General features: G+C 70.6%; 18 protein-coding genes. 7 read left to right on the top strand and 11 right to left on the bottom strand.

The features are described from left to right. Positions 1–121 precede the first annotated feature (121 nt). Positions 122–640 (top strand): DUF4245 domain-containing protein, encoded by a 519-nt coding sequence (locus tag ACFYPA_RS33590; RefSeq protein ID WP_359085247.1) that lies wholly within the window; start codon positions 122–124, stop codon positions 638–640. Between the two features lie 87 nt (positions 641–727). Here ACFYPA_RS33590 and ACFYPA_RS33585 read toward each other — a convergent pair whose 3' ends face one another. The 4 genes from ACFYPA_RS33585 to ACFYPA_RS33570 all read right to left on the bottom strand — a co-directional run bounded on the left by ACFYPA_RS33585 (position 728) and on the right by ACFYPA_RS33570 (position 4,540). Next, positions 728–1,318, bottom strand: coding sequence for a malonic semialdehyde reductase (locus ACFYPA_RS33585; RefSeq protein ID WP_352121900.1), 591 nt, complete (start codon positions 1,316–1,318; stop codon positions 728–730). A 206-nt stretch (positions 1,319–1,524) separates the two neighbouring features. After that, entirely contained in the window at positions 1,525–1,791 is a 267-nt protein-coding gene (locus ACFYPA_RS33580; protein WP_389136169.1) for an exodeoxyribonuclease VII small subunit, read from the bottom strand. Between the two features lie 97 nt (positions 1,792–1,888). Next, complete coding sequence (xseA, locus tag ACFYPA_RS33575; RefSeq protein ID WP_359085249.1) at positions 1,889–3,100, bottom strand: exodeoxyribonuclease VII large subunit; 1,212 nt, start codon at positions 3,098–3,100, stop codon at positions 1,889–1,891. 60 nt (positions 3,101–3,160) lie between these two features. After that, on the bottom strand, positions 3,161–4,540 hold the full coding sequence (locus ACFYPA_RS33570) for an APC family permease (protein ID WP_389136166.1): 1,380 nt from the start codon (positions 4,538–4,540) through the stop codon (positions 3,161–3,163). Between the two features lie 99 nt (positions 4,541–4,639). On the opposite strand from ACFYPA_RS33570, the gene ACFYPA_RS33565 reads away from it, so the two are divergent. Both ACFYPA_RS33565 and ppgK read left to right on the top strand, forming a co-directional pair. Further along, positions 4,640–5,629, top strand: coding sequence for a 4-hydroxy-3-methylbut-2-enyl diphosphate reductase (locus ACFYPA_RS33565; protein WP_359085251.1), 990 nt, complete (start codon positions 4,640–4,642; stop codon positions 5,627–5,629). A gap of 101 nt (positions 5,630–5,730) precedes the next feature. Continuing rightward, the gene (gene ppgK / locus ACFYPA_RS33560) at positions 5,731–6,468 is read left to right on the top strand and encodes a polyphosphate--glucose phosphotransferase (RefSeq protein ID WP_359085252.1); all 738 of its coding nucleotides are present in this window, start codon (positions 5,731–5,733) and stop codon (positions 6,466–6,468) included. Between the two features lie 47 nt (positions 6,469–6,515). Here ppgK and ACFYPA_RS33555 read toward each other — a convergent pair whose 3' ends face one another. After that, the gene (locus tag ACFYPA_RS33555; RefSeq protein ID WP_359085253.1) at positions 6,516–7,046 is read right to left on the bottom strand and encodes a DUF6542 domain-containing protein; all 531 of its coding nucleotides are present in this window, start codon (positions 7,044–7,046) and stop codon (positions 6,516–6,518) included. A 405-nt stretch (positions 7,047–7,451) separates the two neighbouring features. Between ACFYPA_RS33555 and ychF the strand changes: the two genes are divergently transcribed. Beyond that, complete coding sequence (gene ychF / locus ACFYPA_RS33550; protein ID WP_359085254.1) at positions 7,452–8,540, top strand: redox-regulated ATPase YchF; 1,089 nt, start codon at positions 7,452–7,454, stop codon at positions 8,538–8,540. Between the two features lie 84 nt (positions 8,541–8,624). Here ychF and ACFYPA_RS33545 read toward each other — a convergent pair whose 3' ends face one another. The 5 genes from ACFYPA_RS33545 to ACFYPA_RS33525 all read right to left on the bottom strand — a co-directional run bounded on the left by ACFYPA_RS33545 (position 8,625) and on the right by ACFYPA_RS33525 (position 11,905). Further along, the gene (locus ACFYPA_RS33545) at positions 8,625–8,888 is read right to left on the bottom strand and encodes a type II toxin-antitoxin system RelE/ParE family toxin (protein ID WP_161291025.1); all 264 of its coding nucleotides are present in this window, start codon (positions 8,886–8,888) and stop codon (positions 8,625–8,627) included. Next, the gene (locus ACFYPA_RS33540) at positions 8,881–9,150 is read right to left on the bottom strand and encodes a type II toxin-antitoxin system Phd/YefM family antitoxin (RefSeq protein WP_358968330.1); all 270 of its coding nucleotides are present in this window, start codon (positions 9,148–9,150) and stop codon (positions 8,881–8,883) included. Before ACFYPA_RS33540 ends, ACFYPA_RS33545 begins: the two co-directional genes overlap by 8 nt. A gap of 740 nt (positions 9,151–9,890) precedes the next feature. Next, entirely contained in the window at positions 9,891–10,709 is an 819-nt protein-coding gene (locus tag ACFYPA_RS33535) for an SAM-dependent methyltransferase (RefSeq protein WP_389136161.1), read from the bottom strand. Between the two features lie 81 nt (positions 10,710–10,790). After that, positions 10,791–11,042: a DUF397 domain-containing protein gene (locus tag ACFYPA_RS33530; RefSeq protein ID WP_359085256.1), complete on the bottom strand. Its 252-nt coding sequence runs from the start codon at positions 11,040–11,042 to the stop codon at positions 10,791–10,793. Beyond that, positions 11,039–11,905 (bottom strand): helix-turn-helix transcriptional regulator, encoded by an 867-nt coding sequence (locus ACFYPA_RS33525; RefSeq protein ID WP_359319889.1) that lies wholly within the window; start codon positions 11,903–11,905, stop codon positions 11,039–11,041. The genes ACFYPA_RS33530 and ACFYPA_RS33525 overlap by 4 nt, the downstream gene beginning before the upstream one ends. A 372-nt stretch (positions 11,906–12,277) precedes the next feature. On the opposite strand from ACFYPA_RS33525, the gene ACFYPA_RS33520 reads away from it, so the two are divergent. Further along, positions 12,278–12,682 carry an ATP-binding protein gene (locus ACFYPA_RS33520; protein ID WP_359319891.1) on the top strand — a complete coding sequence of 135 codons (405 nt, stop codon included), beginning with the start codon at positions 12,278–12,280 and terminating at the stop codon, positions 12,680–12,682. A gap of 242 nt (positions 12,683–12,924) precedes the next feature. Further along, positions 12,925–13,305, top strand: a complete 381-nt coding sequence (locus tag ACFYPA_RS33515) for a hypothetical protein (RefSeq protein ID WP_359085259.1) — start codon at positions 12,925–12,927, stop codon at positions 13,303–13,305. A 117-nt stretch (positions 13,306–13,422) separates the two neighbouring features. On the opposite strand, the gene ACFYPA_RS33510 is transcribed toward ACFYPA_RS33515, so the two are convergent. After that, complete coding sequence (locus tag ACFYPA_RS33510; RefSeq protein ID WP_359353520.1) at positions 13,423–13,947, bottom strand: MarR family transcriptional regulator; 525 nt, start codon at positions 13,945–13,947, stop codon at positions 13,423–13,425. 49 nt (positions 13,948–13,996) lie between these two features. Here ACFYPA_RS33510 and ACFYPA_RS33505 point away from each other — a divergent pair, with 49 nt between their 5' ends. Further along, positions 13,997–14,887, top strand: a complete 891-nt coding sequence (locus tag ACFYPA_RS33505; protein ID WP_389136156.1) for a DMT family transporter — start codon at positions 13,997–13,999, stop codon at positions 14,885–14,887. The last annotated feature ends 18 nt before the right edge of the window (positions 14,888–14,905 follow it).

The raw sequence follows: 14,905 nt of genomic DNA, 5'->3' as shown, positions 1-14,905 counted from the left end.
GATGCGTTCCCGCGATGGCGGTTCGTTGTCACGATCCGATCCCGCGATCCGATCCCGCGATCCGATCCCGCGATCCGATCCCGCGATCCGGCCCCGCCGGGGCTGATGCGACGATGGACGCGTGGCAAGCAAGCGAGGCAAGCAGACAGTGCGGGACATGTTCCTGTCGTTGGCGGTGATCGCCGCCGTGGCGGGGGTCGTCTACATCTTCATCCCGCACGACGACAAGGCCGACCCGGTCCAAGCGGTCGACTACCGGGTCGAGCTCCTGACCGCGCGGCGCGCGGCCCCGTACCCGGTGGTCGCTCCGAGCGGTCTGGCGCAGGACTGGAAGCCCACCTCGGTCGCCTACGACCGCGAGGAGGGCGACAGCTGGCACCTGGGCTTCCTCGCCCCGGACGGCGGGTACGTCGCGGTGGAGCAGTCCACGTCCCCTGCGGAGAAGTACGTCACCGAGGTCAGCCAGAAGGCGAAGGACACCGGGCGCACGCAGCAGGTGGCCGGGGAGACCTGGCAGCGCTGGGAGGGCCCGAAGTACGACGCCCTCGTGCGTCAGGAGAAGGGCGCGACCACCGTCGTGACCGGGTCCGCCTCGACGGAGCGGCTGGCGGAGATGGCGGCGTCGCTCAAGACCTCCTGACGACGCACACATGGACATGAGGAAGGCCCCGGAGCACCTGCTCCGGGGCCTTCCTCGTTGTTCGTACGCCCCTGGGGGCGGCGGGGCTCAGACGGTCTTGACGACCTCGTCGAACGCCAGGCGCGGCAGGCGCGGGAACCAGGCGTCCTCGCCCGGCTTGCCGATGTTGACGACCATCAGCACGTTGTGGTCGCCGTCGAGGAACTCCTTCTCGATGCCCGCGGCGTCGTAGCCGGTCATCGGGCCGGCGGCCAGGCCGGCGGCGCGGACGCCGATGATGAAGTAGGCGGCCTGGAGGGCACCGTTCAGCGCGGCGGCCGACTCGCGGACCGGGCGCTCGGAGAAGAACGCGTCCTTGGCCTGCGGGAAGTGCGGCAGCAGGGCCGGGAGCTCCTCGTGGAACTCGTTGTCCGTCGCCAGGATCGCGACCAGCGGGGCGGTCGAGGTCTTCGGCTGGTTGCCCTCGGCCATGTGCGGGACCAGACGGGCGCGGGCCTCGTCCGAACGGACCAGGACGACGCGCAGCGGCGACTGGTTGAAGGCGGTCGGGCCGTACTTGACCAGGTCGTAGATCGCCTGGACCTGCTCGTCGGTCACCGGCTCGTCGGTGAAGGTGTTGGCGGTGCGGGCCTCACGGAAGAGGAGGTCCTGGGCGGCGGGGTCAAGAACGAGGGACATCTTGCGTATTACCTTCCGGACGTACACGGGGGATCAAGCAACGCCGATCACCGTACGGGAGAGGTAGGTTAACTTTCAACTAAACCGGGAGGGGAGTGACTCACTCCACAACCCGGCCGCCTGGCGCCGTTTCGCCCCGCCGGGGCCGACGGGTTCCGGACTTCGTCCGTGCCGGCGCCTTTCGCCCCGTCCGTGCCGACGGTCGCTCAGCCCGCGTCGGCGGCGGCGTCCCCGCCGCCCTCCGCCGAGGGGGCGGGCCCCGCCAGTGCCGCGTCGAGACGGGCGCGCGCACCCTCCAGCCAGTGCCGGCACACCTTCGCCAGCTCCTCGCCGCGCTCCCACAGCGCGAGGGAGTCCTCCAGCGAGGTCCCGCCCGCCTCCAGCCGGCGCACCACCTCGATCAGCTCGTCGCGTGCCTGCTCGTACCCGAGCGTGCCCGTGGCCGCAGCCGTCGTCGTCCCGTCGTCCGTCATGTGATCCACCCTATGCGTCGGCATGTCCGTCAATTCCGGCCCCGGCCGGTCTCCAGGGCCCGTCCACCGGCCCCGTGGAGCCCGTGGAGCCCGTGGCTCACTCGGCGACCCGCACCACGAACTCGCCTCCCGACACCCGGGCCCGCAGCGCGTCCCCGGCCGCGCCCGCGTCGGACGGGTCGCGGACCACGTGCCCGTCCGACCGCTGGAGCACCGCGTACCCACGCTCCAGCGTCGCCGCGGGCGACAGCGCGACCACGCGGGCCCGGGTGTGGGCGAGCTCCGAGTCCGCACGGTCCAGCAGATGCCCCAGCACCCGCCGGCCTCGCCCGATCAGCGCGTCGACCTCGGACGCGCGCTCGTCCACCATCCGTCGCGGGTGCTCCATGGAGGGCCGCCCCAGCGCATGCGCCAGGCCCCGCTCCTCCCGGTCGAGCAGCCCCCGTACCGTCCTCAGCGCCCGGTCGCGCAACTGCTGCACCCGGTCCAGCTCCTCGCCGACATCGGGCACGACCTTCTTCGCCGCGTCCGTGGGCGTGGAGGCCCGCACATCGGCGACCAGGTCGAGCAGGGGGGAGTCCGGCTCGTGCCCGATGGCCGAGACCACCGGGGTGCGGCAGGCGGCGACCGTACGGATCAGCTCCTCGTCCGAGAACGGCAGCAGGTCCTCCACGCTGCCCCCGCCGCGCGCCACGACGATCACGTCCACCTCGTCGACCGCGTCGAGCTCCTTGACCGCGCGGACCACCTGATTCACGGCGTGCACCCCCTGCACCGCGGTGTTGCGCACCTCGAAGCGGACGGCGGGCCACCGGCGGCGCGCGTTCTCCAGCACATCGCGCTCGGCCGCCGACGCGCGCCCGCAGACGAGCCCGATCAGCTGGGGCAGGAAGGGCAGCGGTTTCTTGCGGTCGAGAGCGAACAGCCCCTCCGAGGCCAGGGACTTCTTGAGCTGCTCCAGCCGGACCAGCAGCTCACCGATGCCGACCGGCCGGATCTCCGTGGCCCGCAGCGAGAGCTGGCCGCGGGGCGCGTACCACTCGGGCTTCGCGAGGACGACGACCCGCGCCCCCTCCGTCACGACGTCCGCGATCCGGTCGAAGGCCTGCCGGAAACACGTCACGCTCACCGAGATGTCGTGCGACGGGTCGCGCAGCGTCAGGAACACCACTCCGGCGCCCGGCCGCCGCGACAACTGCGTGATCTGCCCCTCGACCCAGACCGCGCCGAGCCGGTCGATCCAGCCGCCGATCAGCCGCGACACGTCACCGACGGGCAGCGGAGCTTCCGGGGAAGTTTGGAGAGCCATGCGAGCGAGCGTATCCGCAGGCACCGACAACGGGCCGGTCCCCCGTGTGCGCCCGCTCCCTCACCCCACTCGCCTCCCGCGCTGTGCCAGGAGCACCACCAGCCCCACCGCCAGCCAGCACGCGCCCACCACCTGAGCGCTCGACGTCGCCTCCACGATCACCGCGATCAGCACCCCGGCGCCCACTACCGGCATCAGGACGTGCCGCCACCAGCTGGGCGGTCCCTCCATCCTGCGCACCACGAACCAGCCGACCACCGACGCGTGGAGCAGGACGAACGCGGTCAGCGCCCCGACGTCCACCACCGACACCAGATGATCCAGACCGTCGTCCCGCCGGGCCGCCCACACCGCCGCGACCATGGTCACGACCGCGGCGATCAGGATCGCGATCCTCGGCACCCCCGAGCCCGGATCGACCTTGGACAGCAGCGCGGGCAGCCGGCGCTCCCGGGCCATCGCGAACAGCAGCCGCCCCGCCGCCGCCTGCCCGGCCAGCGCCGCGAAGGCTGCCCCGATCGCCTTGCTGACCGCCACCAGATCGTGCAGCCACGTCCCGACCGCGGAGTCCACCGTGTCGTAGAACGCCGAGCCCTGCGCCACCGGATCGGCGGCCAGCTCCGCCGAGGTCATCGGCTCCAGCAGCGCGGCCAGGTACGCCTGCGCCACGAACAGCACGCCCGCCAGCACCAGACAGAACAGCACCGCCCGAGCCACCTTCGCCGAACCGCCCGTCACCTCCTCCGCGAACGAGGCGATGGCGTCGAAGCCCAGATACGACAGCACCGCCACGGAGACCGCGCCCAGCACCGCCGTCGTGGAGAAGCCGGAATCCCCGGTGAGCGGCGTCAGCCAGCCGCGCTGGGCCCCGTCCTCTACGAGCACCACCACCGCGGACACCAGGAACACCAGCAGCACCACGATCTCCATCGCGAGCACCGCGAAGCCGACCCGGGCCGCCGCCCGTACGCCCCACAGGTTGAGGAGCGTCGTCAGGACCACCGCCAGCGCGGTCCACACCCAGCGCGAGACCTCCGGCACCAGCGAGTTCATCGCGATCCCGGAGAAGAGATAGGCGACCGCGGGGATCAGCAGGTAGTCGAGCATCGCCATCCACCCCGCGATGAACCCCGGCCCTTCGCCGAGTCCCTTGCGGGCGTACGCGAAGACGGAACCCGCCAGGGGGGCGACCCGCACCATCTGGGCGTAGCTGAAGGCGGTGAACGCCATGACGACGGTCGCGGCGACGTACACCAGCGCCACGGCGCCGTCGGACTTCGCGTCGAGGGTTCCGAAGACACCGACGGGAGCCATCGGGGCGATGAACAGCAGCCCGTAGACCACCAGGTCCCGGAACCCCAGCGTCCGCCGCAGCCTCACCTGCTCCGTGGAGCCACCGGCGCTGTCGCCCGTGCCGGTTTCCGTGCCACTGCCGGCCATGAGTCCTCCGTCGTTCGCGTCGTCGTTCGCGTGATGATCAGTCTCCCGACCCCGCGGTCCCCGCGCCTGTTCGATACGGCCTTACGGCCTCCCGTTACGATGGGACGCATGACTGCTACGACACCCCGCCGCGTCCTGCTCGCCGCTCCCCGTGGCTACTGCGCCGGCGTGGACCGTGCCGTGATCGCCGTGGAGAAGGCCCTGGAGCAGTACGGCTCCCCGGTCTACGTACGGCACGAGATCGTCCACAACAAGTACGTCGTACAGACCTTGGAGAAGAAGGGCGCGATCTTCGTCGAGGAGACCGCGGAGGTCCCCGAGGGGTCGATCGTCATGTTCTCCGCGCACGGTGTCGCACCGACCGTGCACGAGGAGGCGGCCGAGCGGAAGCTCGCCACGATCGACGCGACCTGCCCCCTGGTCACCAAGGTCCACAAGGAGGCCGTCCGCTTCGCGCAGGACGACTTCGACATCCTCCTGATCGGACACGAGGGCCACGAGGAGGTCATCGGCACCTCCGGCGAGGCCCCCGACCACATCACTCTGGTCGACGGCCCCGAGGACGTCGCCAACGTCGAGGTCCGCGACCCGTCCAGGGTCGTCTGGCTCTCCCAGACCACTCTCTCGGTCGACGAGACGATGGAGACCGTCGGCGCGCTCAAGGAGAAGTTCCCGCTCCTGATCTCGCCCCCCAGCGACGACATCTGCTACGCCACGCAGAACCGCCAGATCGCGGTGAAGCAGATGGGGGCGGACGCCGACCTGGTGATCGTCGTCGGCTCGAAGAACTCCTCGAACTCGGTCCGCCTGGTCGAGGTGGCGCTCGGTGCGGGTGCGGGTGCCTCGTATCTCGTCGACGCCGCCGACGAGATCGACGAGGCCTGGCTGGAGGGCGTCTCCACGGTCGGGGTCACCTCCGGCGCTTCCGTCCCCGAGGTGCTGGTCGACGGCGTCCTCGCCTGGCTCTCCGAGCGGGGCTTCGAGGACGTGGAGATCGTGAAGGCGGCCGAGGAGTCGATCGTGTTCTCGCTGCCCAAGGAGCTCCGCCGCGACCTGCGCGCGGAAGCGGCGGCACTGTCGGCCGAATAGCACCGCCCCTCGCCAGGGCCCTCACCCCGTCCTCACCCCGCCCCCGTCCGGTTTCCCGTTCCGGGAAGTGAGCGGGGCCCGGTAGCCGTACCGTGGATCACATGGAGATCTTCGGCGTGGACATCGGCGGATCCGGGATCAAGGGTGCTCCCGTGGATCTGGACCGCGGAGACCTGGCGCAGGAACGCCACAAAGTGCTCACCCCGCACCCGGCCACGCCCGCGGACGTGGCCGAGTGCGTGGCGGAGGTGGTCGGCCACTTCGACTGGAAGGGGCCGGTGGGCCTCACCTTCCCGGGCGTCGTCACCGACGGCCTCACCCGAACCGCCGCCAATGTCGACAAGGGCTGGATCGACCTGGACGCCCGCACCCTGCTGGGCGACAGGCTCGGCCTCCCGGTCACCGTCCTGAACGACGCGGACGCGGCCGGCATCGCCGAGATGACCTTCGGCGCGGGCCGGGGCCGCAAGGGCACGGTCATCATGCTGACCCTCGGTACGGGGATCGGCAGCGCCCTCTTCATCGACGGCAGCCTCGTGCCCAACACCGAGCTCGGCCATCTGGAGCTGAACGGCCACGAAGCGGAGAAGCACGCCTCCACCAAGGCCAAGGAGGACGGGGACCTGAGCTGGCACCACTGGGCGCACCGGGTGCAGAAGTACCTGGCCCATGTGGAGATGCTGTTCTCGCCCGAGCTGTTCATCATCGGCGGCGGAGTCAGCCGCAAGGCCGACAAGTTCCTGCCGCTCATCGAGCACGTACGGGCCGAGATGGTGCCCGCGGAGCTGCAGAACAACGCGGGCATCGTGGGCGCGGCGATGGCGGCGGCGAGCCGCTGAGACCCTGCCTGTCCGGCCGGGGAACGGCGCTGCCCTCGAAACCTGCCCTAACGCCGGGACGGGCGCCGCGGGGTCCGTCCGGCGGGCCGCGCCGCCGGTGAGGGCTGCCCGGCCGGCCGCGAGGTCTGGGCGGCCAGCAGCATCCGCCGCTGCCGGGCGCGCATCAGACGGACCTTGCGCACGGTCGCGATGACCCCGGCGACGAGCGTGCCGCCGTACAGCCAGCCCGCGTGGACGGCGAGGGCGGTGACGACGGCCATGGCCTGCCCGCCGAAGCCGCCCGTGCCACCGGAGATCGGGATGATGCCGACGGCGAAGGCGATGGGGACGCTGATGGGCGCGGTCACCAGGTCGGCGGGGCGCACCCACAGTGCGGCCAGTGCGCTGACCGGCAGGAACAGCACGCCGAACACGGCGGACGAGCCGTCGAACAGCAGCCAGTCCGCACAGCCGATGACGAACATGACGGCGGCGGCGAAGAGCCCGGCACCGATACCGGTCAGCCGGGGATTGGGCAGCCGCCGCAGGACGAGCACGGCGGGCGCCACGGGGCGGCCCCGGCCGGCCGGCGTGCTCATCACCCGATGGACGGCCGCGCCGACGCCACCGGCTCCTTTGGCCCCCTTGGGTTCCTTGGCTTCCTTGGTCCCGAGAGGGGACAGCGATGCGGGCCGGGTCTGCCTGCGCTGCGGGGGACGTGTCCTGTGCTGCTCCACCGGGACAACGTAGGTCGCCGGGCGGGTGGAAGCGGGTGTGGGACACGCGCTTTGGGTGACCTGGGCGATGAGTTCGATGCCACACGGCCCAACGGGAACCCGATGTGGGCCACCCCCCTCGCCCTGAACCGGCCCCCGGACGGGCGGGCGGCCCGTCCCCGGCCCGACCCGTGACGGGCCGCCCGCCCCCGCCCGTAAACTGGAGAATCGGCCCACCCGGGCCCGACGTCCATTCGAGCCCGTCCACCCCCTAGGGAAGTCGCCACCGTGTCGCTCACGATCGGAATCGTCGGTCTGCCGAATGTCGGCAAGTCGACCCTTTTCAACGCCCTGACCAAGAACGACGTGCTGGCGGCCAACTACCCGTTCGCCACGATCGAGCCGAACGTCGGCGTCGTCGGCGTCCCCGACGCGCGGCTGAACACGCTCGCGAAGATCTTCAACTCCCAGAAGCTGCTCCCGGCGACGGTCGACTTCGTCGACATCGCGGGCATCGTGCGCGGCGCGAGCGAGGGCGAGGGCCTGGGCAACAAGTTCCTCGCGAACATCCGCGAGTCGGACGCGATCTGCCAGGTCATCCGCGCCTTCAAGGACGAGAACGTCGTCCACGTCGACGGCAAGGTCTCGCCCAAGGACGACATCGAGACGATCAACACCGAGCTGATCCTCGCCGACCTCCAGTCCGTCGAGAAGGCCGTCCCCCGCCTGACGAAGGAGGCCCGCCTCCAGAAGGAGAAGGTGGCCGTCCTCGCCGCGGTCGAGGAGGCCCAGAAGATCCTGGAAGCCGGCGACACCCTCTTCCACGCGGGCATCACGGCCGGCACCGAGAAGGGCCGCCTGCTCCACGAGCTGCACCTCCTGACCACCAAGCCCTTCCTCTACGTCTTCAACGTGGACGAGGACGAGCTGGTCGACGAGGACTTCAAGAACGAGCAGCGCGCCCTGGTGGCCCCCGCCGAGGCCATCTTCCTGAACGCCAAGATCGAGTCCGAGCTGATCGAGCTCGACGACGACGAGGCCCTGGAACTGCTCCAGTCGATGGGCCAGGAGGAGCCCGGCCTCGCCACCCTCGGCCGCGTCGGCTTCGACACCCTCGGCCTGCAGACCTACCTCACGGCAGGCCCGAAGGAAACCCGCGCCTGGACGATCAAGAAGGGCGCCACGGCCCCCGAGGCGGCCGGTGTGATCCACACCGACTTCCAGAAGGGCTTCATCAAGGCGGAGATCATCTCCTTCGACGACCTCGTCGAAACGGGCTCGGTCGCCGAGGCCCGCGCCAAGGGCAAGGCGCGCATGGAGGGCAAGGACTACGTCATGCAGGACGGGGACGTGGTGGAGTTCCGCTTCAACGTCTGATTGAACGTGGACAAATGGCCTGACCTGCGAGAACGCAGGTCAGGCCGTTGTGCAGTCCGCAGCTGTCCGCGGAAACTGGAGCAGCTACGTGTCGTAGACCGTGGAGCGGTGTCCGATGTGTACGACCCACACCACCAGCTCCCCGTTGTCGATCGTGTAGACGACGCGGTAGTCGCCGACCCGGAGGCGGCGGCGCTCAGGCTGAGACACGAGTGCGGTGGTGTTGAAGCCGAAGGGGTCACTCTCCAGCTCTGTCAGTTTGGCCAGGATGCGAAGCGCCATGTCCCTCGGGATCTTGCGCAGCTCGGCTTGGGCCTCGGGCCGGAACACCGTGCGGTAGTCACTCACTGCGCGCCAGCGTCTCCCTCATCACGTCTTCGATCGGGACGCCAACGGCCGGACTCGCCATGCGCTCGTCGATGATGCGGTTGATCTCGCGCTCCTCCCACTCCTGGTACTTGCGTAGCACGTCGATCGAGACCACGGCGGCGACCTGCTTGCCGCGACGGGTGATGACGGTGGGCACGTCGTCGCGATCGGCCCGTTCGACGACTTCGGCCAAGTGAGCGCGTACGTCGCGGATGGACTCCATGGGTAGCGGCTGACTCATGCTTGAAGGGTACCAGGTGTGCCATGTGTACACAATGGACGCAGTGAGCGGGAGGCGGTTGCCGCAGGAGGCGGCTGACGAGACCCGCCCCCTTCGGAGCGTGCGCGTGCCGCGACGTGGTCGCCGAGCCGACGCCGGACGCGGTCGGCCTTTCGCGCGGCGATGGCCCACCAGATCGTCGAGGAGGGACAGGCGCGGACGGGAGCAGTCCGCAAGCGGTCCGCAGGGCATCCGTAAGTGTCCGTCGGGACTCAACGCATACCAACGAGGAAATGCCTGGTCAGGGTGCTGCATTCGGCTCCGCCGCAGGTCAGGATCAGCTCCCAGGCATTCCGCTTCAACGTGTAGCGGATTCGGTTACCGCAAGCCGGCTATGTCGTCGGAATGCTGGTCAGAGGGGTCGGGCTTGAGTGAGTCCGGCCCCTCTCGCGTTCCCCGCGCCGACTTGGTGCTGACCCAGAGCGAGCTTCTCCAGCCTCGCGGGCCGTCTGCACGCGCCTGCGCCGTACGCTCATCGGGGACTCACCTCGTCGACGGATGCGCGGCAGAATCCCTGAGCCGCGATCACAGCATCCTCCGGCTCGCCCACCCAGGACGCCTGTCCGACATCAATGTGTCGGGACGTGAGCTGACCGATCCGGACGCGGACCCTGCGGCGGGTGGCGCGTGAGGCTCGTCTTCGAGGACCAGGGCTGGGAGGACTGCACAGCCTGGCTCAGGAACGACCGTCGCGGCTGCGGCTAGCGCTTTATGCCCACGCCCGCCAGCAGGCTGATCTGGGCGTCCGTGATCTCCGGCTCGCCGTCGGCGGGTTCGGTGGCGCGCCAGCGGTGGCAGCAGCAGATGCCGGGGTCGACCAGGTCGAGTCCGTCGAAGAAGCGGCGGACGGCGCTGTGTGAACGGAACTGCACCGGAGACCCGGACTTCGTGTAGACCTCCGCGACCGCGTTCCAGGTGACGGGGTCGAAGTCGGGTGTGCAGTGGGTCATGGCCAGCGCGCTGCCCGCCGGGAGCGGGTCGAGCAGGCGGTCGACGATGGCGTACGGGTCGTGCGCATCGGTGATGAAGTGCATGAGCGCGTTGAGGGAGAGGGCGATGGGCTGGTCGAAGTCCAGGACCCCCGCGTCCTCCACGGCGCTCATCAGCGCGTCGGCGTCCTTGGCGTCGGCCTCGACGTAGGCCGTGCGCCCCTGGGTCGTGCTGCGCATGAGGCGTTCGGCGTACTTGAGGACGAGCGGGTCGTTGTCCGCGTACACGACACGGGCGTCGCTGGTGACGGACTGGGCGACCTGATGGAGGTTGGGCTCGGTCGGGACGCCCGTGCCGATGTCCAGCCACTGGCGGATGCCGTGCTCCTGGGCGAGGACGCGGGTGGCCCGGTGCATGAACGCCCGGTTCTCGCGCGCGGTCACGTAGATGCCGGGGTGGGCCTGGGCGGCGACGAGGGCCGCCTCCTTGTCTATCTCGAAATGGTCCTTGCCGCCGAGGAAGTAGTCGTACATCCGGGCCGAGTGCGCCTTGCTCGTGTCGAGACCTTGGCCGGCCTGCCTGGTGGTCATGTTCTTCCCTTCATGCGTGTGTCTGTCGGCCCGCAGGCCAGGGACGCGACCGGTGCCGTCGTCCCTTCCGCTCACGTCGGGTCACCCGGCGCCCAGGTGATCGGCCAGGCCCTCCTTGACCCCGCGGACGAAGGCGGCGATCTCCTCCGGCGTGTAGATCAGCGCCGGCCCGGCCGGGTCGGTGGACTGCCGTACGGCCACGCGGCCGTCGGCGAGTTGCTTCGTCTCGACGCACTGGCCGCCGTTGGGTCCGCTCCAGGGGCGCTCCCAGCCCTGTTCCCCGAGATTGCGCGCCGGCATGCCGTTGTAGACGCCCTCGTCGGTCATCGTCATGAGTACTCCTTGCGCATGCGGTTCAGGAGCGCCTTGCTGTCCTCGGACGACGTCAGCAGCGCCATGCGGGTATGTGCCTCGAGATGGGAGACGACGTCTGCGCGCTGGTCCAGGTAGACCGAGGCGGACAGGAGTTCGCTGTAGACGACGTCGGGCAGTTCGGGTTCCTCGAACCGGAAGTACGTGAACGGGGCGCACGCCCCTATGTGCGCGCCCGCGGTGAAGGGCACGATGTCGAGGCTGACGTGCGCGAGCTCGCAGACCTCCAGGAGGCGCTCGAGCTGCTCCCGCATCACCTGAGGACCGCCCACCACCCGGTGCAGTACGGCTTCCTCCATGACCACCCACAACGTGGGGGCGTCCTCGCGCTCCAGCAGGCTCTGGCGGCGCAGTCGCAGCTCCACACGGCGTGCGAGCTCCTCCTCGCTGCCGTGCGGTATCCCACCGCGCAGTACGGCGTGGGCGTAGTCGTGGGTCTGCAGGAGCCCGGTGACGTACTGGGGCTCATACGTGCGGAGGGTCTTGGCACCGGCCTCCAGGCTGACGTAGGCCGTGAACCAGCTGGGGACGGCATCGCGATAGGAGTGCCACCATCCGGGCTTGTTGGCCTGCTCGGCCAGGTCGACGAACTCGTCGACCTCCTGGCGGTCCGCGCCGAAGGTCTCCAGGAGCTTCTCCACATAGAGAGGCTTCAGCGCGACCTCGGCCTTCTCCAGCCGACGGATCGTCAAGGGCGTGACACGCAGGGCCTTTGCCGCGTCCTCCAGCGAGGCACCGGCGCCGAGCCGCATCTCCTGCAGCCGACGGCCGAGGATCATGCGCAGGACTGTCGGCGCGCTGGTGCCGGTACGGGCCTCACTCACGCCCAACCTCCTGAGAAACCGTCAACAAACCCATTCTTACAGCCCATTTGATATTGACGCCAGGGTGATAGCCGCGCTGCTGAAATTATCAGGGAGTCGGTTGCAGCGTGCATCCGATCACGCGCATAGTGGTGGGGTGAGCGGTCAAGTCACAGCAGTGACGCAGAATCCGGCCCCGACGGGACGCGCGATGCCGACGGTCTCGTCGGCACCCCGCCGACGGGCGTCTGCCCCGGAGCGCGCCTCTCACTGCTCGAGTTGCAGCCCGCATCCCCCCACCGCGCCCGCCCCCTCGGTGGGCGCTGGAAGGCGACATCCGTGACTCTGTCCACGCCCTCAGCCCCGGCTCCGACACCCGCCTTAGCCGGAACCGTGCCGCGCCGGGAGTACTGGTTCGGCCTGCCCGCCCTGCGCACCAGCGCGAGGTCCGCGCGCGACACCGTGCGCGACCGGCTGCGGGCTTGGAAGCTGCCCGGCGACACGTGCTGCGACGCGGTGCTGCTGGTGTCCGAGCTGACCACGAACGCGGTACTCCACACCGGCAGCGCTCATGTCCTGTGCGGCCTCACGCTGACCGCCGACGAGCGGCGCCTGCGCATCGAACTCCACGACGAGGACACCGCCCCGGTCCGCCCGCCCGAGCATCACCCGGGCCCCGACGAGGAGAGCGGGCGAGGGCTGCTCCTCGTCTCGCAGCTCGCGGACAGCTGGGGCTCCGCCCGCTCGACGCGGGCCGAAGGAAAGGTCGTCTGGGCAGAGTTGGCGGCCCACCCGTGACGTCGCAGGAAGTGGGCGAAGCCGGATACGGCGTCGGGACCGGCAGGGCCGGCTCGGGCGGGCCGTGCCCGGGGCCGGTCGGATGCGTGCCGGACCAGGTGCTCCGCCCGGCAGCCGCGACCGCACGGTACGGCCCCGCCGCGGCGGCCTCCTCACCCGGAGGGACCTCTGCTTCTCCTCCTCGGCCCGACCGGCGGAAGGTGACCGAGAAGGCGTCCCGGAAGGCGCCCGACAAGGCACCCATGACTGGCCGCGATGAGACCGTTTCTCCCGTCGTGCTGTACGTATGCGCCGACCGGGCCCGGGGCGTGCCCGGGGAGGCCACGCAGCGCGCGCAGACGGAAGGCCGCGCGTTCGCCCGGGAGCGCGGACTGACGATCGCCGAGGTCGTCACCGACACGTACGGCGAGCCCGACCCGGCCCGGCGCAGAGGGTGGCGGCGTGTGAGACAGCTGGCACAGACGGGCGACGTCACGGCGGTACTCGTCCGCTGGCCCAGCGCCATCGCCCCGGAGTGCGCGCGCGACCTCCGGCACCGTGAGGCCGCTTGGCTCCACGACCAGGGTGTACGCCTCCGGTACACCTGGGCGCCGTTGTCGGCGAAGGGCGGCGAGGGCCGGTAATCCCGCTCCTCGTACGGGGTGGACCCGCTCTGCGGGTCCGTTTCGCGAAGAGTCCGCACGACGGCCCGGTCCAGGGTCTCTCGTTCGGATCAGGCTGGATCAGGGGGCGGGACGCGTTCAGCGCTCCTGCGGCGGCTCCAGCCGCTCCAGCCATGTCGTCAGCAGAGGCTCCAGTGCTGCCGCCTCGTCCCCGGTCAGGGTGCCGAGGAGGCGGCGTTCGTTGCGCATGTGCTCGGCGAAGGCCCGGTCGATCAGCTCGCGGCCGGCGTGAGTGAGGGCGACCACGCGGGCACGGCCGTCGTCGGCCGCCCGGCGGCGGGTGACCAGGCCGGCGCGCTCCAGTCGGTCGATGCGCTTGGTCATCGCGCCGGTGGTGACCATGGTGTGCGCCGCCAGTTCGCCGGGGGCCCGCTCGAACGGCTCCCCGGTCCGGCGCAGCGTGGCCAGCACGTCGAACTCGCCCTCACTCAGGCCGAACCGGCGGTACACCACGCAGAGTTCCTCCGTGAGCAGTCCGGCCAGCCGGTGCAGGCGACCGATCACACCCTGGGGGCGCACATCGAGATCCGGGCGCTCGCGGGCCCACTCGGCCTGAATGCGGGCCACGTGGTCCATGGGCTGGGGAGCGGTGGAATCCGGCATGACGCCATTGTAGCTTCCGGGGAAGGTATATCGCGGTAAGGTAGCTTCCATGGAAGCTACCTTGCGGTGGGTGCTCATCACGGCGATCGCCCCGGTGGCCTGGGGGACGAACTACTACGTCACCCACGCCTACCTGCCCGCCGAAACCCCGCTGTACGGCGCCGCCCTCAGGGCCCTGCCCGCCGGACTGCTGCTCCTGGCCGTCCGGCGCGAACGGCCCCGCGGCTCCTGGTGGTGGAAGGCCGCCGTCCTCGGCGTCCTGAACATGGGCGGGTTCTTCGCCCTCGTGTACGTCGCGGCACAGCTGCTCCCGACCAGCACCGCCTCGACGATCATGGCGGCCTCGCCGGTGGCCATGATGCTGATCGCCTGGGCACTCGTCGCCGAACGGCCGGGCCTGCTGCCCCTGCTGGGCGCCGCCGCCGGTATCGGCGGGGTCTGCCTCATGCTGCTGACCGGGACCGTCTCGGCCGACATGCACGGGGTGCTGGCCTCGGTCACCGCCCTGCTGATGTCGTCGCTCGGCTACATCCTCACCAAGCGCTGGGGCGCCGGGACCGACGTCCTCGCTTCGACCTCCTGGCAGCTGATCGCCGGTGGCCTGCTCCTGCTGCCCCTCGCCGCAGCCGTGGAGGGCGCGCCGCCCGCGCTCGACGGGGCGGCCGTCCTCGGATTCGGTTACGTCACCGTCGTGGCGACCGCCCTCGCCTTCGCCGCCTGGTTCGCGGGCCTGCGCCATCTGCCCGCCGCGACCGTCGGCCTGATCGGGCTGCTCAACCCGGTGACCGGCGTGCTCCTCGGCACCGTGATCGCCGGGGAGTCCCTCACCACGCGACAGATCTGCGGGCTCGTCCTCGTGCTGGGGGGCATCCTGCTCGGCGGGCCGGCGGCGCGCCGGCGACCGGCCGAGGTCCGCCCCGCCCGTCCCGGGGCGGCCTGACCGCGACGCCCCCGCGCC

It is taken from the genome of Streptomyces sp. NPDC005775, assembly GCF_042871565.1.
Lineage (GTDB): Bacteria > Actinomycetota > Actinomycetes > Streptomycetales > Streptomycetaceae > Streptomyces.
Note: the sequence above shows the minus strand (reverse complement) of the source record. Positions and strands in the feature narration are given on the sequence as shown.